Raw genomic sequence first — 24592 nt, 5'->3', positions numbered from 1 at the left:
GGCGACAGGGTCCGTTGTAAGCTTACGCTCGATGTTCAGTTTTCAAGGAGCAATCGCGGTCTTTCGACCTCGTCTTGCGTCGTCGCTTTCGTAACAGCGACCTTTATAATATATCACAACCGACTACTTCAATGCAAGGACTTTTTTTAGCCTTTTTGCCTTTTCTTTTGTCGGTTGCCGCCTTCCCGAGATGCCCTCTCGAGCGGCGAGATTTAATTTAACACAGATCGTGGGCGCTCGTCAACGCCTATTTCAGATTTTTTGTCGAAAACATTCGGCTACAGCCGAATGCTCTGAATGCCCTCGTTCAGCGTGGCCAAATGCAGCTGATTTTCTTGCAGGTCGACATCGGTCACCGGGCAGCCCATGCTGACGGAAACGAGCGCGGGCTGTCCTCCCAGGACGACGAGCCGATACAATCCCCGGTCCGCACACATATAGAGAGCTTCGCCTCGCCGGACCGCGTTGAACAGGAAGAATCCCGGGTACCGGATCCGCTCGAAGCCACCGCGCTTGTCGCCGCGGATCAACCGACCGCGCTCGTCAATTCCGAGAAGCGCGCCCCGGTCGCCGACGAGTCTCACGACGGCCGTCGGGAAATGGAACCGCGCCCACGTGCCGGTCAGGCGATCGTACATGGCGATCCCGGAGGGGAGCGCGAGGAAAATGAAGGGGAGCGTAAGCAGCACATCGTAGACCGGGCTGGGCGAGCAGGCGATGCACCGCCACCCTTCCGCTGTCCGGCACCACAAGCCCATTTCCGTCGCCGCGTAGCCCCGGCCGTCTTGCTCTTTGTATTCGTAACACATATGAGGCAGTCCGAGGTCGATCCATCGGCCGTCCAGCAGACGATAAAGCCCCCTGTCGGTGCAGGCGTATACCCGGCCATTTTCGCTGCAGAGGCGATTGACGTGTATATCCGGAGGCAAGCCGTCCATGCAGGGCTCCCAGGTCCCATCCGCAGCCGACATCAATACGCCCCGGCCGGCCGGCGCCGTCAACAGTGTCCGATCGCCCAGCGACCGGACGGACGTCTGATGAAATAAGATGCCCTTTCCCTCTTTTCCCCGCACGGACGGCCCCTTCTTTCTTCGGTTTCGTAATTGAGAATCATTATCATTTCGTATAAAAGCATTATAGCGCCATTCGGCGCATCCTACAACTTCGTCCCAAGTAAAAACGGCCTCGCCGTCCTCAGATGAGGGCGAGACGTTTTTATCGGAGACCATTTTGAAATGGATAAGCGTGAAACTTATCCATTCTAAATGGTTGAAAAAGAAAAAGAACCCTTCCTCTCGGAAGGGTTCCAGTCGTTCGATGCGTCCGTTCCTCACTCGTTCAACAAAGCGGCATATCGCAGCTCCAGCAAATGGACGCCCTTCTGCCTCACCGGCTTGGCCACCTCCCGGATATAGCCGCGCATAGCCAGCTTCTGGAGGACGAGGGACAGATCGAGCGCCAGCCCCTCCAGTTCAGGGTGCCGCTGCAACTCCGAAATGCTCCACGATTGCTGGCTGCCGCCCAAGATCCGGGTCAGGAGCGCGCAGGAGGACTTCATCTTGGTCAACACGGAAAACTCCACCGCGAGCAAAACCAGATGGACGCGCTGCTCCAGCGTCTCCTGGCTGGAAGTGAGCTCTTCGTACAATTTATAGATACCGGGATTCACCCGTCGAATTTGCCCCCATACGGTCGGCTCCGGATGCATCCCGTCCTCGATCAGGGCGATATGGGCCCAATAGTTCAATGATGCGAGAATATGGGTGTAGGCGTCCATGATCTGTCCGTCCTTGAGGTCTTGCTTGGCCTGAAAATACGTGCGGAGATACCGGGAGAACTCGCAAAGCAGCTTTTGCTCCTTCATATCCGCCGGCCATTCTCCGAGCCGCCGTCTCGTCCGTTCGAGATAGCCGTCCCGGTCGTACAGCACCTCGCCCTGCCCGAGGCAGTGGATGATCCCCCGATACTCGCCGCGCACGATCCAGGCGTCCAGCTTGGCTGGCGTCACCCTGCGCACCTGAATGCGCGTATCCTCCCACATCCAGTGCTCGGCTTCGGCCGCTTCCCCCGGCAGATGCTCGTAGACTGCCATCACGAGCTTGTCCATGCCGTCGATCAGTGTCGGATAGGCATAGGGATTCTTGATCAGCAGCAGGCCGATCAGATCTTCGTCGCGCCCGAAGAGATCCGTATAAAATAAACCTCTTTCATCCAATCGTCTCACGATGTTCACCACCTTGTCCCGCTTCTGAGTGGCTTGCCCGCCTTTTGTAAGCTATAATGTTTATTGCGTTCAAAATGCGGGTTAATGTGTATTTCTACGTCCGGCTTCGGTTTCCTGCCGAGCCGGCCGATTAAGATGACAGGAGCAACTTGAAATGAAAATGAGGGCAAGCAAAATCTCCACCATGCGAACCTGGGGGCTTCTGCTCGTGCTGGGCGGCATGGGCCTCATGGTCCTTGGGACGAGCGGCATTTTGCTGTTCGGCGAAGTCGGCAAGATTATCGCCGCCATCTTTATGGTGATCGGCATTCTGACTTGCGGCGCGAGCATGTTCATTTATTTCTGGGTCGGCATGCTGTCCACGAGCGCTCCCGTGCTGGAATGTCCCGAATGCGGGAAGCGCACCAAGATGCTCGGCAAGACGGACCGCTGCATGTACTGCCATACGATCCTGACGTGGGATCCCGCGCTGGCCACGGCCGGCACGGCCGCCGCCTCCCCCGAAGCCGAGGAGCGCCCTGCTTCCCCGATGTGAAGGAATCGTACAACTCAGTAAAACCAAAAAAAGACTTCGCCATCTCATTGGCGAAGTCTTTTTTTGGTTTTTGCTGCGGAAGGCTTGTCGACAGCCCGCGTCACGGGTAACTCTGGAGCGCTTGGTCGAGCACCTGCCAGATGCCGTCCGAGCCGAAGCTGCGCGTCCAGGACGCGGCTCCCGCGAGCTTGTATTTTTTCACCAGCGCCGCGCGTGCCTGAATCGAGGTCGCATCCTCGATCCAAATCTTCTGCGTCGCGCCATCCTCCTGAAACTCGACGTAGTTCTGCCCGGTCTCCGAAAGCGTCGGCTTCAACTTTTTGTCCTTCAGAAGCTGGGCGACCGTGTTCATGCCGATGGCTTTGGACGACACCTTCACACCGCCGTTTCCGTCGGGCTTCTCGGTCCATTGCCGGGCATAAAACGGCATACCGAGGATCAGCTTTTCCGAAGGGACGCCATCCTCCTGCACCAGCCTTGCGATCGAATTCTCCGTCCAGCCGAGCGATGCGACGGACCCCGCCTGCGGGCTGGATGCCCAATGCTCGTCGTACGCCATGAGAATGAGATAGTCGACGGCGCTCGCCAGCCGCCCCCGGTCGAGGAACGCGGACCACATCTCGCTGTTCGACTTGGGCGTTACGTCGATGGAGACGACGAGCCCGCTTTCGTGCAGGAGCGGCGTAAGCTCCCGAACGAACTGGACCAGGTTGTCCTTGTCTTTCGTATAGACGTTCTCGAAGTCCAGGTTGATCCCCTGAAGCTTAAACGTTTTGGCGTAGGCCAACAGCTGCTGGATCATGTGGCTTCGCGTCTCGTAGGTCGCCAGCGCGGCATGCGTGCGCTCCGGCTCGAACGAATTGGCGAACAGCCCCCATACCTGCAAGCCCCGCCCGCGCGCCCAGGCGCCGTACCCGGCGTCCGCCTTGCTGCGAATATCGCCCGCGCCGTTCAGCAGCTGAAACCAAGTCGGGCTGACGACGTTGACGCCCGGCAGGTCGCCAATCTTGGACGTATCGGGATGCGCGGTGTATACGGCTTCCCACGTCAGATTGACCCGCTTGCCCGTCAGCTTCCAGGGGACGAACGGTTCCTCGTTCTCCTCTGCGGCGGACGGGACCTTGTCGATTCGCTCGAGCACGATGTCTTTCTTGCGCATGTAACCGATATGTCCTTCGGCCGACTGCACCTTGTACCAACCTTCGAGCTCCCCCCAAACGGAGAGCGCGGCGCCCGCCTTCAAATCCTCGACGATCGGAAACGAGCGCTTCGGACCGCTGCGAACCTGCGCGACTCCGTTCCCGTTCTTGCTTTTCGGCACGACCGCCCGCTGGATCGCCTGGCCCGGCGTTTGCAGCGTGACGATACCCGTCGTCCCTCCGGTCTCCGTGGAAATGCCGAACAACTGCTTGAGCGGCGCGAAAGGCAAATACAGCGTGCCGTCCTTCACCTTCTTCGCGCCGAACCGAAGGGCGAACGGCTTGCTGTTCAGCGTGGCGTCGAGCGTTCCCGTCTTGAAGTGAAGCACGCTCTTGTCCGTCGTCAGAATGATCGACTCCGTCCCGGCTTCGTACCGGACGCCGTCGCCCATCATCGATTCGACGAGCGTCAGCGGCACCCAAAGCCCCTCCCCTTCGCCCAGGGCATAGGCTTTGCTCCATTCCCCGTTCAGCATGATCGGGTGCGGATTCGTCATATATTCCGGCGTCTCGTGTTCTTTGTTGGGCTGGGTCACCCACCACCAAACGAATACCGCCGATGCGGATAACAAAAAGAGAAGCAGCAGCCCCAGAAAAGGGCCCGTCCGATTGTGACGCCGGCGGCGTCCGCTGTACACAGTTGTCTCCAAATTCTCACGCTCCCGTCAATCGGTCCTACATTGGACGAACCAACCGGGCGCAAAGTTGCGCCCGGGTCGGTTCGCCGCCCGACGTCCGTCTCGAAAGGGGGCGGCAAATGAAAACGCGCGCCGGGGATATCGACCCAGCCGCGCGTCCATCTTCATTCGCTCGTTAAGACTTCAAGCCCGCGCAAGCGGGACACAGTCCATAAATCTCCATGCGGTGCCCGTGTACGACAAAGCCCGTGCGCTGGGCGGCGGCGACTTCGACGTCCCTCACGGGCGGATGATCGAAGTCCACCATCGCGCCGCAGCTCGTGCAGATCGCATGATAGTGGTCCGACAGATCGGCGTCGAACCGGCTGGAGTCGTCCCCGTACGTCAGTTCCCGGATCAGCCCCGCGTCCACGAACAGCTTCAGGTTGTTGTAGACGGTCGCGACGCTCAGACTCGGATAATGGGGAGACAGCGACTTGAATATATCGTCCGCGGTAGGATGCGAAGGCGATTCCATCAGGTATTCAAGAATGGCATACCGTTGAGGCGTCATCCGGACTCCTCCGGATTTGAGCTGGTCCACGGCATGGTGAACCCGGGAGTCCATGCTCTTCACAGCCTTTCCTTCAAGTTAGCATCATTGTACGTGTTGCTTTTCAGAATTGTCAATGGAAGAAGGCGCCTTCAATACCGGGTGGCGCCCGCGGAAAGCCGCGAGGCTCGCGGACGAGCCGCTATTCTCGGCCCCCGGGATGTCCCCGCCGCTCCCACAGCCAGAGCACGACGCCCGCACCGATCAGGACCAGCGCGCCGATAAGCGACCCGCCCGAATGGAATAGCCACTTCAGATTGGCCATGCCGAGCAGGATCGCGCCGCCTGCGGCCAGCAGCACGATGCTGAGCGCCGGGATCGCGCGCGGATCGTTTTCCCTGCCGGTCGCGCGGCCGTTCCAGCCGTTCGGATACGGATAGCCGGGACCGGCCGCGAGCCGCTCGTTGACGGCTTCGGCGCTCTGCACCGCATCGAAAATATTGTAGAAATAAATGATCGGAATCATCAGGCTGACCAGCACGATCGTCAAGACGTTGTTCGGGCTCTCGTTGGCCACGAAAACGATGCCGCAAATGTTCAGCGCCAGAAGCAGCATGATCACGATGCCCTTCACCATCAGTCCCAGATACATATGCCCGGTCCCCGGAATGAAGAACGCGAACAAGCCCGCGAGCAGCTTGCTCCGCTTCGAACGTTTGGGCATCTCATAGTCCTTCGGGTAGCCGGGCGGATAGGGCAGCGCCGGATCGCTCCACGAAGAAGCGTTCTGCGGGCCCGGGTCCGGCTGGGTCTGGGATTGCGGCGGCTGCTGCCGCTCGTTCGACTCGTTCATGTTCTCATCCTCCGACATTCATCAAGATCTGATCGCCGCTTATTCCGCAGACACGGCGGTAACTCCGGTCATCGTCCGCAGCTGCTCGGCGATCGCCAGGACAAGCGTCGCCTTCGGCAGGCGGACCGTCAAACGTATGCGCATCAGACCGATCCCGTGCGCGTGATCGGTCACTTCGTCGAACTGCACCCGCAAAAGCTTGGCGCCATGGCGCAGCAGCAGCTGCTGCATCGGCTCGGTGGAGACGTTGTTCGCGTCGACGGTTACGGTGAACATATGCTCTCCCGTATGATTCACATAGCGCTTCTCCAAAATATTCAAACCCCAAAGCACGATCAGCGCAAGAACCACGGAGAACGCAGCGGCCAGGTAAAAGCCCGCGCCGACCGCCAGGCCGATCGCCATGACGACCCACAGCGAGGCAGCCGTCGTCAGTCCCGTGATGGACTTGCCCGTAAACATGATCGTCCCAGCACCCAGAAAGCCGATGCCGGTGATCGCTTGCGCCGCAAGCCGGGCGGGATCCCGGTTCACGCCCTGCTGATCGACGAATTCGGAAAAACCGTAAATAGACAATACCATAATGAGGCAAGATCCCAGACAAACGAGCGTATGCGTCCGGAGACCGGCCGCGTGATTTTTCCTTTCCCGTTCGTAACCGATCAAACCGCCAAGCAGCACCGATAACAGCAGACGCAGCATCAAGTGCCAGTCATCAATGATCCAAGGATTATGCAATAGATTTTCGCCGCCTTATTTTTCTCATTGTATCATCCGGCCCGCACCCCACTCAACGGCTCCCCGGCGGGGTTCATGCCCGACTCAGGTCTTGGTCGCGGCGCGGATCATTCGAATCATGACGATATCCGCCCTTGGGCGGAACCTCCCGGCCTCGCGGAACCCGAAACGCTGATAGAGCGCGATCGCGGGAAGATTGCGCTCCTCGGCCGTCACTTCCCATGCGGTAGAAGGCGGAGCAGCCTCCAGCACGAAGCCGAGCAGCCTGCCCGCGATCCCCCGGCGAAACTGCGATGGATGCACCATCATGCGGGAAATGACGGCCTCGTCCGCCTTCGGATGCTCCGTCGCCAGCACGCCGACCAACTCCCCCTCTTCGTCGCGAAAGCCCCAGAAGATTTCCTCCGCGGCCTGCAGGGTCGCGATCGTATCCTTCAGCGGCGGCAGATCGGCTACTCCGATCAGCTCCGCTTCCACCCGGTAGGCGGCATGCTGAAGCAGCCACAGCTCCTCCGCCGTCTCCGCCTTTCGCAAGTCCAAACGTTCGATTTGCGCCATCGCTATCTTTCTCTCCCTTAGCGAAAGAGGCGGCTTCCCCGCCTAGGACAGGTCTGCCGCCTCTATCTTCACTCATTTATATTATGCTTTGAGGCGGTCCATGAGCAGCTTGTTAACCAGCCCAGGATTCGCCTTGCCCTTCGTTTCTTTCATGATTTGCCCGACGAGGAAGCCGATCGCCTTGTCCTTGCCGCCCCGGAAGTCCTCTACGGACTGCGGATTGGCCGCGATGACGGCGTCGACGATGGCGAGGATCGCGCCTTCGTCGCTGATTTGCACGAGGCCCTGCTCTTCGACGATCTGCTGCGGCAGCTTGCCGGATTCGAGCATCGCCTTGAAGACGGTCTTCGCGATTTTGTTGCTGATCGTGCCCTTCTCGATTAGCTGGATCATCTCGCCGAGCCCTTGGCCCGTTATCTTCACCTGCTCGAGCTCCAGGTTGTTCGCGTTCAGGTAGCCGAGCAGGTCGCCCATGATCCAGTTGGCGGAAGCCTTGGCATCGTTCGTGTACTTCAGGCTCTCTTCGAAAAAGTCCGCGAGCTTGATCGACGAAGTGATGACTCCCGCGTCGTACGAAGGCAAGCCGTACGCCGTCGCATACCGCGCCTGGCGGGCGTCCGGCAGCTCGGGGATCGACGCGCGCACGCGCGTCTTCCATTCCTCGTCGATATGGATTCGCACGAGGTCCGGATCCGGGAAGTAGCGATAGTCATGCGCTTCTTCCTTGCTCCGCATGCTGAACGTCTTGCCCTGGGACTCGTCCCAGCGGCGCGTTTCCTGAACGACGCGGCCGCCGCCGTCCAGCACGTCCGCCTGGCGCATCACTTCGTATTCCAAGCCGCGCTGAACGCCGCGGAAGGAGTTCATGTTCTTCAGCTCGGTCCGCGTGCCGAACGCTTCCTGGCCGTAGGGCCGGATGCTCACGTTCGCGTCGCAGCGCAGGCTGCCTTCTTCCATCTTCACGTCGGACACGTCGCAGTACTGCATGATCGCCTTCAGCTTTTCGAGGTATGCTTTCGCTTCCTCGGGGGAGCGGATATCCGGCTCGGAGACGATCTCGACAAGCGGCGTGCCGACCCGGTTAAAGTCCGCCAGCGAGCCGTAGCCGCCATCGATGTGAGTCAGCTTGCCGGCGTCCTCCTCCAGGTGGAGGCGGGTAATGCCGATGCGTTTGGTCTCGCCGTTCACTTCGATGTCGATCCAGCCGTTGCTGCCGATCGGCTGGTCGTACTGCGAGATCTGGTACGCCTTCGGAGAGTCCGGATAAAAATAGTTTTTGCGGTCGAACTTGCACCATTCGGCAATGTCGCAGTTAATCGCCATGGCGGCTTTCATCGCGTATTCGACGGCTTGGCGGTTCAGCACCGGCAGCACCCCGGGGTGGCCGAGGCAGACCGGGCACGTGTTCGTATTGGGCGGCGCGCCGAACGAGGTCGCGCAGCCGCAGAAGATCTTGGACTTGGTGTGCAGCTCGACGTGCACTTCCAGTCCCACGACCGTCTCGTATTTGGAAACGACAGACATGGTGAATCCTCCCTAGGTCAGCGCCGGGCGCAGCTTGTGATGTTCGGTTTGCCCTTCATAGGCGTGGGCCGCGCGCAGCACGGTCGACTCGTCGAACGGCTTGCCGATGATCTGAAGACCGACCGGCAGACCGTCCGCCAAGCCGCAAGGCACGCTAATGGCGGGCACGCCGGCCAGGCTCACCGGGATCGTGCAAATATCGTTCAAATACATCGTCAGCGGGTCGCCGACTTGCGCGCCGATGCGGAACGCCGTGGTCGGGGCGGTCGGGCCGATGATCAGATCGTATTTCTCGAACGCCTGGTCGAAGTCACGCTTGATAAGCGTGCGGACCTGCTGCGCTTTTTTGTAATATGCGTCGTAATAACCCGAGCTCAGCGCATACGTGCCCAGCATGATGCGGCGTTTGACCTCGGGTCCGAACCCTTCGCTGCGGGAGCGCTTGTACAGGTCCAGCAGGTTGTCCGGATTGTCCGCGCGGACGCCGTAGCGGACGCCGTCGAACCGGGCGAGGTTCGAGGATGCTTCGGACGAGGCGAGCAAATAATAGGTCGCGATGGCGTAATCCGTATGCGGCATAGAGATCTCTTCCCAAACGGCGCCTATCGATTCGAACACCTTCAGGGCTTCCAAGACGCGGGCCTTCACCTGCGGGTCGATGCCTTCGCCGAGGTATTCCTTCGGAACGCCGATCTTGAGGCCTTTGACGTCGCCGGTCAGCGCGGACGCGTAGTCCGGGATCGACACGTTCGCGGATGTCGTATCGCGCGGGTCGTGGCCGGCGATCGCTTGGAGAACGTAGGCGGCGTCCTCGACGTTTTTCGTCAGCGGGCCAATCTGGTCCAGCGACGACGCGAACGCCACGAGGCCGAAGCGGGAGACGAGTCCGTACGTCGGCTTCAGGCCGACGATGCCGCAATAGGCGGCCGGCTGGCGAATCGAGCCGCCGGTGTCGGAGCCGAGCGAGAAGTACACCTGGCCCGCCGCGACGGACGCGGCGGAGCCGCCGCTCGAGCCGCCCGGCACCCGCTCCTTGTCCCAAGGGTTGCGGGTGACTTGGAAGGACGAGTTTTCGTTGGAGCCGCCCATGGCGAACTCGTCCATGTTCAGCTTGCCGATCGTGACGGACTGCGCGCTCTTCAGCTTCTGCACGACGGTCGCGTCGTAGATCGGATCGTAGTTGGACAGAAATTGGCTGGCGCACGTCGTGCGCAGCCCTTCGGTGACGATATTGTCCTTGATGCCGGCCGGCAGCCCGAACAACAGGCCGCGCTCCGCGCCGGCCGCATCGTCCAGCGCCTTGGCCTGGGCGCGGGCGCCAGCCTCATCCAGCGTCAGGAAGGCGCCGATGTCGCCGTCCGTCTCGCCGATCCGCGCGAGCGACGCCTCGACGAGCTCCGCGACGGACAGATCTTTATGGTGAAGTCGGTTATGAATGTCCGACAACCGCAAGTTGAACAAAGACAACGCGTGTTCCTCCTTAAAAATGAACTATTCCAATACGGCCGGCACTTTGAACTGCCCGTCTTCCTCGTCGGGCGCGTTGCGCAGCACTTTCTCGAGCGGGAGCGACTCCCGCGGCTCGTCGTCGCGCATGACGTTCGCGAGCGGCAGCACATGGCTGGTCGGCTCGACGCCGGTCGTGTCGAGGCCGTTCAATTTCTCGGCGTATTTCAAAATCGCGTTCAATTGTCCGGCGAACTGCTCCTTTTCCGCGTCGGACAGCGTCAAGCGCGCCAGATTCGCGACGTGCTCGACGTCTTTTACCGTAATGCTCATCGTGCGTACTCCTCCCGTCGACCTATCGATCCAGTCATTCTCATTATTATATCGGACAAGCGGATTGAACTCAATCGAGGAAACGGGCCCCGGCGTTCGCCGGACCTTCTTTCGTCGGGCTTTCTTTTGCATTTTCGTTTCATATTGGACGAGTTCGGGGAATACTTAAATAGGTGAAGTGTCGGAACGAACGGACATCTAAGAAGAGGAGGGTACACACGACATGGTACGCTATCATACTTGCCAACGTCACGCGCCCCTTCGAGATTGCGGCCAAGTGGAATTCGCCGCCGACGAACCGGGCGCCGTCGCCATTCTGGATGAGCTTGTGGGTGCCCGGGACGGGGCGCAGAACGCTTGGGGCATCCGCTACGACAATCATCAGCAGCTGCTGCAGATCATGAACGCCGTCCAGCGCAAGCTTCGCCAAGCGCGGGAAGACGCCGTGCGCTGCCGCATCTCCTATGAAGAGGAGGCGGAAGGCTCGGCGGAGGACTCCGACGGCTGGGTGCCGATCGGCCTCCTCTTCGCCCGCGTCGGTCCGCACGAAGTGATCGATTATATATTGAACAAACGCTTCTCCAGCTACATGCAGCCCATCGTTCAGCTGAACGGGACGGCGATCGGCTACGAATTCCTGCTGCGGCCGCTGCCGGATCATCCGCCGTTCCGGCCCGCCGAGCTGTTCTCGGCCGCCCGGGAGGCGGGCCTGCACTCGTTTCTCGACCGGGAGGCGCGCAACAGCGCCATACGCCTGGCGAAACGCCAGGTGCCTGCCGGGGTCAAAAAATTCATCAATTTCCTGCCCTCGTCGATCTACCGGCCGGATACCTGTCTGCAGGCGACGTTCGAACAAATTTTGATGAGCGGCATGGACCCGGCCGACTTCGTCTTCGAAGTGGTGGAGACCGAGCGGCTGGACGACCTCGACCACTTGAAGCGGATATTCGCCGCCTATCGCAGCCAGGGCATCCGCCTCGCGATGGACGATCTCGGCGACGGGTACGCGACGCTGGACGTCATGGAGGAGCTGCGGCCGGATTACGTGAAGCTGGACCGCAAATGGATCGACGGCTGCGACACCGATCCGCGCAAGCAACGCCACATCGAAAACGTGATGGAGCGCGCTTCCCGCTTCCACGGCGTCGTCCTGGCGGAAGGCGTGGAGCGTGACGAGGAGTGGCGTTATTTGCGCCAAGCTGGCGTGCCGTTGCTGCAGGGCTACCTGTTCGGTAAACCCGCGCCGGTGCCGATGCCCACCCGGGTGACGGCGCGCACCTGACGGCCGCCGCCGACATGACATACCGGCGCGGCCAAGGAACGGTAGCTGCAGTCGCTACATCTACATTAAAGGAGAGCGATCGAGATGGAATCCCTCTACACGGCACATGTGACATCCCGCGGCGGACGCGAAGGCTTCGTCCGCTCTTCGGACGGAAGACTGAACCTGAAGCTGTCGGCCCCGAACGGCGATGCCGCGGAAGGACCGACGAATCCGGAGCAGCTGTTCGCCGCCGGTTATGGCGCCTGCTTCCACAGCGCCGTCAAAGCCGTCGCCAAAAGCCGGAAGCTGAGCGCCGAAGACTCCGAAGTGACGGCGAACGTAACATTAATGAAAGGCGAACAAGAGGGCTATCGCCTCTCCGTTCGCCTCGATGTATATATTCCGGGCCTCTCGGAGGAGCAGACGCGCGAGGTCGCAGACAAGGCGCACGAGACGTGCCCCTACTCCAAGGCAACGCGCGGCGACATCGACGTCGAGGTGCGGGCGGTCGCCCATCAGACGACGCAATCCTAGCGGGCTTTCCACATTTCCAAACGCCTGCCGGTTTTGGGCAGGCGTTTGGCGTGGGAACGTTTTAAACGTTCCTTTTAGAGCGACGGCCGGGATGCCCTAGGGATGCTTGTCTGTTCGATTTTTCGCATACGTGACTCTTGCCCGGCAAATGCCCGCTATGTATTCAATTTTTCGCATACATGTAACCTTTTGCTGGCCAAATACCCGCTACGTGTTCGATTTTTCGAATACATACGACCTCTTGCCCGCCAAATGCCCACTACGTGTTCGAATTTTCGCATACAAAAGACCTCATGCCCGCCAAATGCCAACTATGAGTTCGAATTTTCGCATACATGTGACCTCTTGTCGGTCAAATTCCAATCAGATCGCAAAAAAGCACGCCGGCTCCTCGAGCCGGCGTGCTTGTGCCTATCCACGTGACATGGCATATCGGTTAAATCCAGGCTTTGAGATTGACCTGCCGGATGAATTCCTCGCGACTCTGCACTTCCTTGTTCGTCTCTTCCTCGGCGGGTTCCTCGTCGCCGTTCATGATGCGCTTGAACAACTCCTCGTTCCGGGTGGCCAGCGCGAAATCAATCAGCGCCTCCCGGCCGATCCGCTCTGCCTCCTGCTCGAGCAGCAGCTCCTCGAGCTCGACATCGGATGCGGGCACGTAAAATTGACGGTTCGCCTTGGGAACCCGAATGATATAGTCAAAGGCGCTGTCGTTGTTGCGATCGTAAGCAATGACGTAGCCGTATTCCCCTACCGGCAAATGCTGCTCGAAGCGGTCGTCTACGATGACGATCTTTTCTCCCAGTTTCAGCACGCGGTTCTCCCTCCCCTTGTTGAACGCGGACGTAGCTCTATCCTACTAAAAAAGTTCCGCGATGTCCAAAAAAGCAAGAGAAGGCGTCAAAAATCGCGCTGCGAAACGCTCGGCGAGAAGCGGAGAAAGGGCACGCGCAGTTCGCATGGCACTCCGGCAGCAAAGAGCCGCTCTTATCAAGTCCGGTCGGTCGCCATCTCCGGCTGCCCGTTACGTATAAACGAGCTCGGCCGTTCCTTTCAGATCCCACTCGACGGGAGCGAGCACGCCGAAGACGCGGGGGTACTTCAGATGGGCGATAAGGATGACGCCCGGACGGTCCAAAGTCACCTCGTAATCATACGCGAGATTCCGATACGTATAGGGAAACATGACGTCTTCGTTGATCACCTCGAAGACGCGCACCTCCAGCCGCTCGCGCAGCCAGCTGCCCGGCACCGGCTCGAGATCGGGCCCAAGCCGCAGATTGGCTTGCAAGTAGTCTAGCGCCGTAGACCGCGCCGCCCCAGGCGCAATGGACAGGATCCCGATCTCGAGCTTGTCGCGATCCACCTGCTGCGCGGCTGCGTGGGCGGCGCGGTCGATCGCGCGTTTGCCCTCGTGCAGCGTTCCCATCGCCAACTCTTCGTCCATCTGCATGGCGTGGAGCAACCACCAGACGACGATCATCAACACGCTGAACAGCAGCTTGTGCATCCCGTCCCCCTCCGCGGCCTACGGCACGTATTCGCTCATCTTCATCCCGGCGGCCGCCATGCGCGTTTCCGGAGACGGCGGCTCGATGCCGATCAGCCGATCGATATTCAGCAATCCCTCGTACGGATAGCGAATCACGAGCCGCAGTCCCGTCCCCCGCGGGAGCGGTGTCGAAGGATCGTCTCCCTCCTGTCCCGTCGTCGAGCTGACTTCGTAGACGAGCAGGCCGGGCTGGAAACCGTACGTCGCGAGTCTCGTCCGCGAATCCGCCTTCATCGCGCCGTCGATGTAGCCGTATCGTCCGCTCGCCCCGATTTCCAGCAAATAGTCCGCCTCTTGCTGGAGCAGCGCTTGGCGGAGTACCCAGACATGCTTGTAGATCGGGGAGAACATTAGCCAGCAGAAGATACCCGCGAAGAGCACAAACACCAGCAGCTGCTTCACGGGCTCACCCTGGACAAGGCGCCGGCCATACCCGTTCCCGAAGACCGGATCTGCTCGCGCATCCCTCCGTCGCCGCCGACGATGCTGGCGTAAATCGCAACAACCGTCAAAAGGAGCATGACCGTTATTAAAATCTGCCTCATCCCGCTTCTCCCCCGTTTAAGGTTCCATATTTCCGAGCGTCGTATTGGCCGTGTTACCGTGCGTCTGGATGCGCACCTTGGTCCCGGTCGTATCGTTCGCGATAATCGTGTTGAACAGCAGCGCGACGACGATCAGCATCATGACCGTAATGAGGATGTTCCGCATGATCGCACCTCCTTTCTATGGATTCAGCGCGTCGAAGAGACGCTGCGCTTCCTGCACCCATGGGTACAGAAAGATTTGGAATGTATACAGGATCGGAATGCCCGCGAGCACGAACAGCACGTAGGAGGTCGTCTCCTTGCGCCCCGCCTTGGCCAAGTCGATGTTCGCCTTGTACTCGTTTACGACCTCCCGAAGCATGCCGTATACTTCGCCGCTCTCGTAAAGCCGCAGCGAGCGAACCGTCTCCGTAAAACCGAACGCCTCCTGCGTGCCGAGCCTCGCTTTGAACCGCCCAAGCGCCGCATCCGCGTCGTGGTACCACTCGTTCAACAGCAGTTGCAGCTCTCCCCGGATGAGCCTCGTATACGGGAGGCAGCGCATGAGCTTGCCATGCAGATGGAGCCGGGAGCCCGTATAGTAGAGCAGCTGGCTGATGACGGCAACGATCTCCCGGCGGATCCGATCGGTCCGATAACGTTGGAACGCCTCCAGACAGGGCCGATCGAACATCAACAAGCCGCCTAGCAAAAGGACCAAAAACGCCTCGTTCCAAGCGAGCGCCGCCGAAATCCAACCGGACTGCCCAAGCGCGAGGCCAGCGGCAGCGCCTGCGCCAAGGAGTGCGATGGCACTTCTCCTAGCGGCCAAATACAGCGCCGGGGATAGGCGCAGGCCGCATCCGGCGAGCAGCATTCGGCGCTCCTGCAGCGCCGTGCTTTCGGCGTCGCATCGCATAAGGCGAAGCCACCAGAGGGGCGGCTCCCGCAACCGCCAGCCCTTGATCGCCACTTGCCATCTCGGCTTTCGATAAAGCAACGCGTGCAGCAGTCCGCCGATCGCACAGGCAGCCAGGACGAACTGGATCGCCCAACCGGCAAGCTTGTAAACGCCGAGTCCGATATCCGTCAACCGCGATCCCTCCTCTCGCTGTCGTCCGCCCCCCTACATCTTCCGGCGGGACAAGTAAAGCCCCATGAGGAACGAGCCGAAAAGCAGTACGAGCGCGTTCAGCAGCATGCCTCGGCCCGACGGGTCAAGCACGTAATAGCGATAGCTGCCTTCCGGATTCAGCCGGAAGTTGATCCCGAGAAACAGTCCGAGAAATCCAACCGGCGAGAAGTTGGCCAGCCGAATCTCCAGCAGCCGATGCCGCTCCGCCTGATCGTCCATTCGCGCCTTGCGCATGTCGTCGATCAATTCCTTCAAATTGTCGCCGATGTTGTTCCCTTCCGAGAGCGCCACCTTCATCATGCTGACGTAGTAATCCGCCCAGGCATGTCCGACGGCCAGCGCGAACGTCCGCAAGCTGCGCTCGTCGTCTCCCTGCACGCAGAGATTCCGATAAAGCGCCTCGAAAATCGCCTGCGCTTCGCCCGGCAGTTGCCGCTCCTCGACCATCTTCTGCAGCGCCGTGCGAACATGCCGCGATCCCGTCACCAAATAGCACTGGTAAAACAGCTCGATGGCGGGCAAAAAGTAGAGCCTCGCCGCGAGCTGTCGGCTGATGAGTCGCATCCTCAGCAAGCTGTAGGGCAGCACCCCCATCACCGCCGAGAGGAGCAGCGCCGACCGGGCGGACTGAAACAGCAGGAGGCCGACGGCGGCCCCGCCCAGCGCCATCGCGGCCATGAGCATCGCGAAGGCGTCAGGTCGGAGCCTCCAACCTGCCGCCGCCATCAAGTCGGCCACATGCTCGTATGGGCGGCCGAAGCGGGAGCGGCGCCAAGCCTCGTCCGTGCGGCGGTCCTGGTGAGCGCGCAGACGCTTGGTTCGAGACCATCGGGCGCTGAACAGCTCCAGCGCGATCCGCAGCGACACGTAGCAGAGCAGGAACAGCACCCCGCCCAGCAAAGCGATGCCGAGCGTCAGCATGAGCTAACCTCGCCTTCGCCGCGCAGCCGGGAATAGCCTTCGGGATCCATCCGGCGGATCCGCTCCCAGGCGCGATCGGTCAGCGCGAGCGGGAGCTGCCACGTATCCGTCTCCTCGTCGTACCGCGCCCAATCCCGCACGGAAATGTCCCCGCCCGCCGTGGCGAATTCGCCGACCCGGACGAGCCTGCGCAAGCCGCCGACCATCCGCATTTCGAAGCCGATCTGCGTGACATGCTCCGCGATGCGTTTGGTCAGCCGGGTCGGATTCATCCCGCGACCGTCGAGCATGCACATGTCGGTGATGGCTTCCGGCACGTCCTCGAGCGTGTTCGCGTGCACCGAGGTAATGCTTCCTTCATGTCCCCGCGTGCAGGCGCGCACGTAAATGTTGGCGTCCTCGTCCCGGATTTCCGCGTGGCAGATGCGCTGCGGGGATTGCCGGAGCGCCAGCTTGAACGCCTGCCTAGGTCCGTGGAGCGGGTCGTCCTCCTCGGCCTCGTATTCGACGACGTTCTTCTCGGGGAAATCCCGCTGCAGCCTCAGCTCGTAGCGCCCCTCGATCGTCACGATCCGCTCTTCGTCCGGCATCGCGGAGATGAGTGCCTTGATCAGGTGCGTCTTGCCGGTATTGGTCGGCCCGATCACCACCATGTTGAAGCGCGCCTTCACGATGCACAGCAACAACCGGCGGACCGCCTCGTCAATCGTCCGGTAGTCCGGGCGGACCAACGTCTCCAGATCGAAGCGGCGCACCGTGTAGAACCGAATTGTCAGCGTCGGCTGCGCGGTGAAGCCGAAGCCCGTCATCGTGACCCGCGAGCCGTCCAGCAGCAGCACCTCCGCCCAGCGCTTGCGCGGGTTGATCCGGTCGTTGTTGAACAAAACGAGATTCTGCTGAATACGCTCGACCTGCGCGATATCGCTGAAACGATAAGCGGACTTGACGGCCCGCCCGTCTCGCACTTCGAAAATGCGGGTGCCGACCACCTGAACCTCCTCCAACCCTTCCCGGTGGCGCAGGACGAGCTCCAGGACGTTCAGCCCGATCACTTCGGCGAAGAGCGCTTCTGCGAGCGTGCCGTAGGGAAGCGAACCGTGCGCGATGTGCTGGAGCCGCTTCTTGATCACCCAGTCCGAGAGGATGGCGAGCAACTCCGCCCGCTCCTGCGGAAACCCGATGACCGCGCGGTTGAGCTTCTCGGCATACCGCTTGCGCTCCTCGTCGCTCCAGCCGCGGGGCGCAGCCAGCATGTGCCGCGCCTCCTCGGTCAACGCTCTGAGATCGAGGCTGCCGGGCGCGGCGCCTTCGATCTCCAGCGCCGGCATCCCTCCCCGCTCGGCCTGCAGCTTGGCCGCATAGGCGGTCGGGGAGAACCTGGCCGGTAGACTTTCCGCATCCGGACTCACCGTTCCCTCCCGCGGTGGTAGAGCAGCCTGCGGAGCCACGGCCGGTCCGTCCGCTTCAGGCGTTCGCCCCAATTCAGCTTGCGGAGCAGCGGGTCCGCAACCGCGTCGAAAGCCGCCGCATGCCGCTCCTCGGCGGCGAGCCACTCGTCCAGCCGCCCGCTGTCCAACTGCAAATGGACGCTCTCGGCCAAGTGCAGCTCGGATAACGAGATCACTCCGGTCTCCTTGCGAATCTCCTTCATTCCGAATCCTCCCGCATGCGTGTATTTGCCCTGCATGAGCACGAGCTGGTAGTCTTGCTGGGCAATGCCGAACTGCGCTCCGACCTGCCCCGTCCAGCGGTTGACATCCTCCTGAAAGTGCGTCAAGCTCCCGGTCGTCACCAGACAGCGGTGATCGGCTTCGCGCATGGCGCAGACAGTGGCGGCATTGTCCCAGTAGGCGCTTACGTCCGCGACGGTCAAGTCGAACGCTTCCCGCGAAGCGTCGAGCAGGCGCGTCACCTGCTCCGGCTCGTAGTACTCGGCCTGGTCCCGCGCCAGATTGCCGAACAGGACGTGCAATCCGTGCAGCCTGGACGGGGCAAAGGCGTATTGCTGAAGCTTGTCCCCGGTCAGGGTGCCCGCCTTCAGCTCCGGGCGCAGACCGTCTAGTGTAATCTCGGGTTTGTCGATGCCGAGGTACAGGTGCGTCTTGGCGCTCTTCAAGTTCAAGCAGAGGAAGCCCACCCGCTTGCCCGTGGTTGAAGCCAGCCGAAACGCCGTGCCGAACGCAGCCAGAGATGTGCCGATATTCGGCGTCGATCCGGCGAAAGCCACCAATTTGCCGGCCCGCGCGCTCATGGCGTCGTCCCTCCTCCGGCGGCCTCGAACGAGGAGGCGTCGAACGCGATGACCAGCTTCGCGGCGCCAGTCTTGCACGCGTTGTCCAGCTCTAGCCATTGCGCCTCCGTCAGATTGAGATTGACGGTGTCGATGCTGCCGTTCGCGTCGCGCCGCGAGGCGTACATCCGTTCCTTGTCCCCTTCGGCGAGGGAGAGCAGGTTCGAGTTCTTCGGATTGTCGATCTCCTGGTTGGATGCCGTCTTGACCGCCGCGATGATGACGGGTCCCGCGAACAGCCGTCGCGAGACGTTGTCGGCCGCAGACAAGTACACGACGACGCGGTCGCCGGCCCGGATTCCGTTGGATACGGACTTCACGTACTCGCGGGGAATCTGAAACGTCGCCTCTCCCGGACGGGGGAGCAGCCGGAACTTGTCGAGCTTCCACCGGAGCAGCGGCTCGCTCGCCCCGAGCGGCGCGGACGTCTCCATGCCCACCGCTTCGTCCACACGCGCGAACATGTCATCGGTCACGGCGCCGCGCGGAATCTGCATCGTCGTCAGCATGCCTCGGTCGAGCGGCGTGCCGGCGGGCACGAACTGCTTGGGAACGACGACTTGCGTCGTCTCCTCCAGCCGAATGTGGCGCAGCTGCAGCAGGTACACGCCGTACACGAGCAGCCCGGACAGCACGGCAGCCGACAGGCTGATGGTCATCTGCCTCTTGCGGTTCACCTGATCGCCTCCTTGAGAAAATAAAAAGAACGCAAGCGTAGAGAGCTGTCGCTCTCACACGCCTGCGTTCTTCGCAGTCGTAGCTGTTCATATGTAAGTGCTGGTATGGCTCATATTAGCAGAAGCTACCAGCCTTGTAAAGCATGATTTTCCAAAATGCGACATAGTCGGACGTTCCTGCCGGATCCCGCCGAATCGCCGCCCCTCCACCGCTAAAAGTCTTTTCGCGAAAACCGCCACATTCCGAGCCCCAACGCGGCGGCGCCGTACAAGCCCGCATACACGACGAAGGAAGTCGACGGCACCTGGCCGAACGCGAACTGATTCATCGGATTGGCCCCTACCGGCAAGAGCGCGCCCAGCGATCTGTAATCGAAAAGCACCGCCAGCATCTTGCGCTGCAGGCCGTCCACCGGCATTAGCAGGGAAATCAAGCCCGACACCTTGGAAAGCGGCTGGATGACGTCGGTGCCCAGCGGCAACTGCGCGCCCACCTTCTCGATCATGCCCCCCAGCCAGCCGGCGCCGTACAGCATCGTCATCCACACGCCGTTGCCGAGCGCCGATAGCCAGCCGGACCCGAGCATCGAAACGGCAGCGAGGATCGGGACCGGCATTGCGAACAGCAAAAACGCCTGGAAGAGCGAGGCGGCATCCCGAGGGACGGCCGCATGCTGCCAGGTGATGAGAAAAATGGCCGCGTACAGAAGAAACGCATACAGGATACCCATCGTGACATAGCCGAGCCAGCGCCCCAGATACCACTGCCAGCGAGGGAGCGGTCGGGGGAGCATCGCCTGCAGTACGCCCTGCTCCGCTTCGCCCGCGATCGCGGAAAAGGACGTGAAAATGGCCAAAAACGCCACGACGAACGCGCCGAAAAAGTAGCCGAGCGTCAACAGAAACGCGCCCCGCGTGAAACGCTCGATCAGCAGCTCCGGGCTGTCCGGATCCAACCCAGCGGTGATCCCCGCAGTGGCAATTGTCCGCGCGATGAACCAGAAAGCGATCAGGAAAACGACCGTCAGCAGCAACGTGAGCAGCACGACGCGCTTGCGTGTCATTTCCCGCCAGGTCATGCCAAAGATGACCGTCATCCCCGTTCCCCCCTATGGCTCAGTCCCGCGACGGCTTGAACGAACCAGGATTCGAGTCGCTCCGCGCGGCACCCGGCCTCGTACAGCGTCATGCCTTGGCCGGCGATGAGCGCGTTTACCCAGCCGGCCTGTTCCTCGTCTTCGAGCTCCGCCTCCAGCCAAACGATGCCATCCGTCGAATCCCCCGCATTCGCGGAGAGCTCGATTCGCAGCCCCGTCGCCTCCCGAAGCCAGACGAGCGCCTCGTCCGATAGTCCGCCTACCTTGAAGCGCCACCGCAGGCGCTGTTGGAGGACGTCCGCCACGCGACCATGACGAAGAATGCGGCCGTCGTTCATAAGCGCGATCCGGTCGCAGATCGCCTCGACGTCCTCGAGCAGATGCGAGTTCAAAAAGACGGTCTTGCCCTGCGCCTTCAGCCGCTTCAGCAGCGCCCGAACTTCCATGCGGCCGATGGGGTCGAGCGCGGACGAAGGCTCGTCCAAAAACACGATCGGCGGATCTCCCACCAATGCGCAGGCCAGCCCCAACCGCTGCTGCATCCCTTTGGAATAATGCTTGACCCGGTCCCTGCCTCGCAGGCCGATGCCCACTTCCTCCAGCAAGCGGGGGACGCGACGATCGGCCGTGATCCGGTCCAGCCCGCAAAGCCGCGCATGGAGCCGAACGACCTCCTCGCCGGTCAGCCACTCCTGATAACGGTAAAGCTCGGGCAAATAACCGATGAGCCGCTTCGCAGGAAGCGACCCTATCGGTTGACCTAAGAGTGTGGCGGCGCCGCTCGTCGGCGCGACGAGCCCTGCCAGCATTTTGACGAACGTGCTCTTGCCCGCCCCGTTGGGGCCGAGGAAGCCAAAGGCTTCCCCTTCCTCCACGGCGATGGTGACGTCGCGGCAGCCGCGGCCGTTGGCATATCGTTTAGTCAATCCGTCCGCGACGATCGCCGCTGCGCTCATGCGCCCAACCACTCCTTCAGCTTGTCGTCGATCGAAACTTCCGTGTTATAGGCCTGCCCGCCGTCGAACGTGAACAACTGCCCATCCTTCGCCCAGGTCGCTTGATATCGCGTTTGATCGCCATACGTGCTTTTTGTGACGATGACCCGGGTACCGCCGATCGTCCGCTGCTCCGTATCCCCGTTCGCGAGAACCGGCAGCGGGATCTCTCCCGACAGAATGCGGCTTTGCTGCAGCGTTTCTTTCAGCCGGCTCGGCAGAAGCGGAAAATCCAGCACCGCATCGTACGCTTCCTTCACGTCAATCGAAGGGTCCACCGTGACGACCGGCGCATTCGTTTGGCGCAGTTCGGCCCATTTTTCGCCCGGCAATCGGTAGGATGCCGTCTCCGGCACCGACAGCGTGATGGGCTTGCCGTCCACGGACGCCGGGAGCAGCTTTTTCGCGCCCAGGCGCTTCAGCGCCGTATTAATAGGTTCCACATTCAGCTTAAAAGTCAGCTGTTGCGAAGGGGACACGTAGGCGGCGGCCACGCCTTTCGGCGGCGCCTGATAACCGAGCAGTCTGGCCGCTTCCTCCGGTTCGTAAGCGCCGTTGATCGTCCCGTTCGTACTGGTGAAACTGCCGAACTGGTTGATGCTCTCCAGCGTTTGGCCGTCGCCCGCGAACTGATTGAACAGCTGTTGCAGATCGTCCTCGTTCACCACCGCCACTTCCTGCATCCGGAACTGCGCCAGGATCGAAGCCAGCGCCCGGTCTCCTGCGGGGGTGGCCAGCAGCGTGCCGAACAGCGCCGCCGCGACGGCGATCGCTGCCCACTTGCGTCGCCCGCGAAGCGCGCGTCCCCGTCCCTCGGATGCCGGCGAATCCGGCTGCCGCTCGCTCGCGGATGGCGCCTGCTCCGCGCCGGTTGCAGGTGCAGCGTGCTCAAAGGCCGTAGATGCGTATCCCTCGCCGAAAGCGGCAGCCGGTGCACCCTTTTCGATCGTGCCCTCGTTTGCGTGATTCTTGCGTATCGTTACGCCTGCCTCGGTCCACCGCGCCCAGTTCGCGTGCATCGGCTCTTCGGCGAGCCGTTCCTGCAGCCGCGCCCAAGCTTCGTCCGTGCGCTCTTTTTCGTTTCCGTTCCGTATCGTTTCATTCGTCATGGCGGATCCTCCTTGTCAAGTCACGAGCTTCATTCGCTCTGCGCCAGTCGTTTGCCGGCGCTGTTTCGGAATTTTTGGGCAGCCCGGTGCAGGAGCGTTCCGACCAGCGGCGGCCGCAGCTGGAGCTCCTCCGCGATCTCGGCGTAGCTGTATCCCGAATACCGGAGCAGCAGCGCCTGCCGGTCGCGTTCCGGCAGCTCCTCGAGCCAAGTCCGCACTTCTTCCTGGTCCAGCCTGCGGAGCAGGACCTCTTCCCCCGAAGGCGGGGGTGGCCCCTCCTCGATCAACGTCCCCTGCTTGGCGATCAGCGCGCGCTCGCGGGCTTTCTTTTCCATATGGTCATATCCGATCCGGGTCAGCACCCGATGGAGCCAGGCGCCGATCGCGCCGAAGTCCTCCGGCGGATTGCGGTATAGCCGCAGGAACACTTCCTGGGCGAGATCGTCGGCGGCCGCGTCGTCGCGCACCAAGGCGACCAGCTTGCGTCTGACGGATGGATAATGTTCGTAAAAAAGTTGTCGGTACAGTTCGGATTCCGGATGATCCAAAGGTGTTGCCTCCTTTCCGCTGCAGCTATAAGAAAGACGGCCGTTCATCTCTTTTTGTATCAGTCTAAACGCAAATCGGGACAAAAAAATAAAAATCTTCCGATCGGATCGGAAAATTTGGAGAGGGCATGGAGACGGCGTTAGCCGCTTTGGACGGGGATCTCGGGCGGAATGAGGCTGATTGAGGTGGCGTTAGCCGCTTTGGACGGGGATCTCGGACGGAATGAGGCTGATTGAGGTGGCGTTAGCCGCTTTCGACGGGATCTCTGGCGGAATGGGGGCGCTGGAGATGGCGTCAGCCGGTTGGGCCATCTTGCATGTGCGGTCTTTTTGCCACACCTCGGTCACGCCTTGTCCAATTAGCCGCATGTACGGTACCCCTTTCCTCTCATCATCAATCGAGTGCTTGCTCTCCCCGCATGTGAAGTACCTTTTTCCGCTCATTCAACCAGCAGCACCGGATCCGCACGCCTGTGTGGAATTCCGTACCTCCCATCAGATTAACGCTCGCTCCTCACCCGCAGGTACGGTACCATTTCCCGCTCATCCGCCTGGCACCATCTCAACCACACGCCCGCGAGACGCTTCTTCCCTCTTACCATCGGCATCAGCCGTCGGCATCGATGCTTAGGTTAACGCCCGCAGTCAAACCGCGCGACCTCCGTCCCGCGTCGAAAAAAGCACCCCCGCCGAACCCGGCGAGGGCGCCTCTGCTGCCGTTATTGCGCGCGAACGTAAGGATTGTCCGTCTTTTCCTCGCCGATCGTCGTTTCCGGCCCGTGGCCGGGCAAGACGAGCGTATCATCGGGCAGGACGTAGAGCTTGTCCCGGATCGCCCGCTCGAGCGCCGCCGGATTGCCGCCCGGCAGATCGGTCCGCCCGACGGACCGGCGGAACAGCGCGTCGCCCGCGAACAGCAGGTCGCCGCACCGCAGGCTGACGCTGCCCGGCGAGTGGCCGGGCGTGTGCAGCACTTCGAACGTCTCGTCGAGCAGCTCCAGCCGTTGACCGTCCTCGAGGAAGCGGTCCGGGGGCGACGTCGTTACCGGTCCGGTCACGTCCGTCCAGCGGGCGGAACCGTTCTTCACGGCGTCACCGAGCCAATCCTTCTCTTGCGCGTGCAGATAGACCGGGCAGCCGAAACGCCGGCGCACCTCGTCCACGCCGCCGATATGGTCGAAGTGGGCGTGCGTCAGCACGATCGCTTCGACCTGCAATCCTTCCAGGCGCCGCAGCAGCGCGGGGTCCGGCGTGCCCGGATCGATGACAACGGCGCGCGTGCGGCCCGCGTCGATCAGCACGTAGGCGTTCGTCTGCAGCGCCCCCAACGTGAATCTCTGAAACGTCAGCATCCGGTTCTGCG

At 61.4% G+C, this 24592-nt stretch carries 28 protein-coding genes; 3 read left to right on the top strand and 25 right to left on the bottom strand.

Translation table 11 applies throughout. The annotated features are described in order from the left end of the window. Nucleotides 1–278: 278 nt before the first annotated feature. Together LKX83_RS22480 and LKX83_RS22475 are read right to left on the bottom strand one after the other, a co-directional pair. Complete coding sequence (locus LKX83_RS22480) at nucleotides 279–1073, bottom strand: hypothetical protein (protein ID WP_227885071.1); 795 nt, start codon at nucleotides 1071–1073, stop codon at nucleotides 279–281. 257 nt (nucleotides 1074–1330) lie between these two features. Next, the gene (locus LKX83_RS22475) at nucleotides 1331–2224 is read right to left on the bottom strand and encodes a nucleotidyltransferase-like protein (RefSeq protein WP_227885070.1); all 894 of its coding nucleotides are present in this window, start codon (nucleotides 2222–2224) and stop codon (nucleotides 1331–1333) included. A 154-nt stretch (nucleotides 2225–2378) separates the two neighbouring features. Between LKX83_RS22475 and LKX83_RS22470 the strand changes: the two genes are divergently transcribed. Then, entirely contained in the window at nucleotides 2379–2759 is a 381-nt protein-coding gene (locus tag LKX83_RS22470; RefSeq protein ID WP_227885069.1) for a DUF2614 family zinc ribbon-containing protein, read from the top strand. Between the two features lie 100 nt (nucleotides 2760–2859). On the opposite strand, the gene LKX83_RS22465 is transcribed toward LKX83_RS22470, so the two are convergent. From LKX83_RS22465 to gatC, 8 genes are all read right to left on the bottom strand, one after another. Next, the gene (locus LKX83_RS22465) at nucleotides 2860–4608 is read right to left on the bottom strand and encodes a glycosyl hydrolase family 18 protein (protein ID WP_227885068.1); all 1749 of its coding nucleotides are present in this window, start codon (nucleotides 4606–4608) and stop codon (nucleotides 2860–2862) included. Between the two features lie 163 nt (nucleotides 4609–4771). Then, nucleotides 4772–5203 carry a Fur family transcriptional regulator gene (locus tag LKX83_RS22460; RefSeq protein ID WP_227885075.1) on the bottom strand — a complete coding sequence of 144 codons (432 nt, stop codon included), beginning with the start codon at nucleotides 5201–5203 and terminating at the stop codon, nucleotides 4772–4774. A gap of 127 nt (nucleotides 5204–5330) precedes the next feature. Then, nucleotides 5331–5981: a hypothetical protein gene (locus LKX83_RS22455; protein ID WP_227885067.1), complete on the bottom strand. Its 651-nt coding sequence runs from the start codon at nucleotides 5979–5981 to the stop codon at nucleotides 5331–5333. A gap of 39 nt (nucleotides 5982–6020) precedes the next feature. After that, complete coding sequence (locus LKX83_RS22450) at nucleotides 6021–6719, bottom strand: MgtC/SapB family protein (protein WP_227885066.1); 699 nt, start codon at nucleotides 6717–6719, stop codon at nucleotides 6021–6023. Between the two features lie 84 nt (nucleotides 6720–6803). Then, entirely contained in the window at nucleotides 6804–7277 is a 474-nt protein-coding gene (locus LKX83_RS22445) for a GNAT family N-acetyltransferase (protein ID WP_227885065.1), read from the bottom strand. 81 nt (nucleotides 7278–7358) lie between these two features. Then, nucleotides 7359–8801 carry an Asp-tRNA(Asn)/Glu-tRNA(Gln) amidotransferase subunit GatB gene (gatB, locus tag LKX83_RS22440; RefSeq protein ID WP_227885064.1) on the bottom strand — a complete coding sequence of 481 codons (1443 nt, stop codon included), beginning with the start codon at nucleotides 8799–8801 and terminating at the stop codon, nucleotides 7359–7361. A 12-nt stretch (nucleotides 8802–8813) separates the two neighbouring features. Next, a complete protein-coding gene (gene gatA / locus LKX83_RS22435; RefSeq protein WP_227885063.1) occupies nucleotides 8814–10268 on the bottom strand; it encodes an Asp-tRNA(Asn)/Glu-tRNA(Gln) amidotransferase subunit GatA in 1455 nt (484 codons plus the stop codon). 24 nt (nucleotides 10269–10292) lie between these two features. Then, nucleotides 10293–10580 (bottom strand): Asp-tRNA(Asn)/Glu-tRNA(Gln) amidotransferase subunit GatC, encoded by a 288-nt coding sequence (gatC, locus tag LKX83_RS22430; RefSeq protein WP_227885062.1) that lies wholly within the window; start codon nucleotides 10578–10580, stop codon nucleotides 10293–10295. 223 nt (nucleotides 10581–10803) lie between these two features. Here gatC and LKX83_RS22425 point away from each other — a divergent pair, with 223 nt between their 5' ends. Next, the gene (locus LKX83_RS22425) at nucleotides 10804–11862 is read left to right on the top strand and encodes an EAL domain-containing protein (protein ID WP_227885061.1); all 1059 of its coding nucleotides are present in this window, start codon (nucleotides 10804–10806) and stop codon (nucleotides 11860–11862) included. An 84-nt stretch (nucleotides 11863–11946) separates the two neighbouring features. Further along, complete coding sequence (locus LKX83_RS22420; RefSeq protein WP_227885060.1) at nucleotides 11947–12378, top strand: organic hydroperoxide resistance protein; 432 nt, start codon at nucleotides 11947–11949, stop codon at nucleotides 12376–12378. 436 nt (nucleotides 12379–12814) lie between these two features. Here LKX83_RS22420 and LKX83_RS22415 read toward each other — a convergent pair whose 3' ends face one another. The 15 genes from LKX83_RS22415 to LKX83_RS22345 form a co-directional block, all read right to left on the bottom strand. Next, entirely contained in the window at nucleotides 12815–13192 is a 378-nt protein-coding gene (locus LKX83_RS22415; RefSeq protein ID WP_227885059.1) for an ATPase, read from the bottom strand. Between the two features lie 210 nt (nucleotides 13193–13402). Beyond that, on the bottom strand, nucleotides 13403–13888 hold the full coding sequence (locus tag LKX83_RS22410) for a hypothetical protein (RefSeq protein ID WP_227885058.1): 486 nt from the start codon (nucleotides 13886–13888) through the stop codon (nucleotides 13403–13405). An 18-nt stretch (nucleotides 13889–13906) separates the two neighbouring features. Beyond that, on the bottom strand, nucleotides 13907–14332 hold the full coding sequence (locus LKX83_RS22405; protein WP_227885057.1) for a hypothetical protein: 426 nt from the start codon (nucleotides 14330–14332) through the stop codon (nucleotides 13907–13909). Continuing rightward, on the bottom strand, nucleotides 14329–14475 hold the full coding sequence (locus LKX83_RS22400; RefSeq protein ID WP_227885056.1) for a hypothetical protein: 147 nt from the start codon (nucleotides 14473–14475) through the stop codon (nucleotides 14329–14331). Before LKX83_RS22400 ends, LKX83_RS22405 begins: the two co-directional genes overlap by 4 nt. A 16-nt stretch (nucleotides 14476–14491) precedes the next feature. Beyond that, nucleotides 14492–14641: a hypothetical protein gene (locus LKX83_RS22395; RefSeq protein ID WP_227885055.1), complete on the bottom strand. Its 150-nt coding sequence runs from the start codon at nucleotides 14639–14641 to the stop codon at nucleotides 14492–14494. Between the two features lie 15 nt (nucleotides 14642–14656). Further along, the gene (locus tag LKX83_RS22390) at nucleotides 14657–15550 is read right to left on the bottom strand and encodes a hypothetical protein (protein ID WP_227885054.1); all 894 of its coding nucleotides are present in this window, start codon (nucleotides 15548–15550) and stop codon (nucleotides 14657–14659) included. A 33-nt stretch (nucleotides 15551–15583) separates the two neighbouring features. Then, the gene (locus LKX83_RS22385; protein WP_227885053.1) at nucleotides 15584–16513 is read right to left on the bottom strand and encodes a type II secretion system F family protein; all 930 of its coding nucleotides are present in this window, start codon (nucleotides 16511–16513) and stop codon (nucleotides 15584–15586) included. After that, nucleotides 16507–17922 carry an ATPase, T2SS/T4P/T4SS family gene (locus tag LKX83_RS22380; protein WP_227885052.1) on the bottom strand — a complete coding sequence of 472 codons (1416 nt, stop codon included), beginning with the start codon at nucleotides 17920–17922 and terminating at the stop codon, nucleotides 16507–16509. The genes LKX83_RS22385 and LKX83_RS22380 overlap by 7 nt, the downstream gene beginning before the upstream one ends. Beyond that, nucleotides 17919–18764 (bottom strand): P-loop NTPase family protein, encoded by an 846-nt coding sequence (locus LKX83_RS22375; protein ID WP_227885051.1) that lies wholly within the window; start codon nucleotides 18762–18764, stop codon nucleotides 17919–17921. Before LKX83_RS22375 ends, LKX83_RS22380 begins: the two co-directional genes overlap by 4 nt. Next, the gene (locus LKX83_RS22370) at nucleotides 18761–19480 is read right to left on the bottom strand and encodes an SAF domain-containing protein (protein ID WP_227885050.1); all 720 of its coding nucleotides are present in this window, start codon (nucleotides 19478–19480) and stop codon (nucleotides 18761–18763) included. The genes LKX83_RS22375 and LKX83_RS22370 overlap by 4 nt, the downstream gene beginning before the upstream one ends. Before the next feature lie 212 nt (nucleotides 19481–19692). Beyond that, nucleotides 19693–20577, bottom strand: a complete 885-nt coding sequence (locus tag LKX83_RS22365) for an ABC transporter permease (RefSeq protein ID WP_227885049.1) — start codon at nucleotides 20575–20577, stop codon at nucleotides 19693–19695. Continuing rightward, nucleotides 20574–21533, bottom strand: coding sequence for an ABC transporter ATP-binding protein (locus LKX83_RS22360; protein ID WP_227885048.1), 960 nt, complete (start codon nucleotides 21531–21533; stop codon nucleotides 20574–20576). The genes LKX83_RS22365 and LKX83_RS22360 overlap by 4 nt, the downstream gene beginning before the upstream one ends. After that, nucleotides 21530–22681 carry a hypothetical protein gene (locus LKX83_RS22355; protein WP_227885047.1) on the bottom strand — a complete coding sequence of 384 codons (1152 nt, stop codon included), beginning with the start codon at nucleotides 22679–22681 and terminating at the stop codon, nucleotides 21530–21532. The genes LKX83_RS22360 and LKX83_RS22355 overlap by 4 nt, the downstream gene beginning before the upstream one ends. Before the next feature lie 29 nt (nucleotides 22682–22710). Further along, nucleotides 22711–23229, bottom strand: a complete 519-nt coding sequence (locus tag LKX83_RS22350; protein WP_227885046.1) for a sigma-70 family RNA polymerase sigma factor — start codon at nucleotides 23227–23229, stop codon at nucleotides 22711–22713. Nucleotides 23230–23948: 719 nt separating this feature from the next. After that, nucleotides 23949–24581 carry an MBL fold metallo-hydrolase gene (locus LKX83_RS22345; RefSeq protein WP_227885045.1) on the bottom strand — a complete coding sequence of 211 codons (633 nt, stop codon included), beginning with the start codon at nucleotides 24579–24581 and terminating at the stop codon, nucleotides 23949–23951. Between the last annotated feature and the right edge of the window lie 11 nt (nucleotides 24582–24592).

The sequence above is a fragment of the Cohnella baijiui genome (genome assembly GCF_020731285.1).
Taxonomy (GTDB): Bacteria; Bacillota; Bacilli; order Paenibacillales; family Paenibacillaceae; genus Cohnella.
Note: the sequence above shows the minus strand (reverse complement) of the source record. Positions and strands in the feature narration are given on the sequence as shown.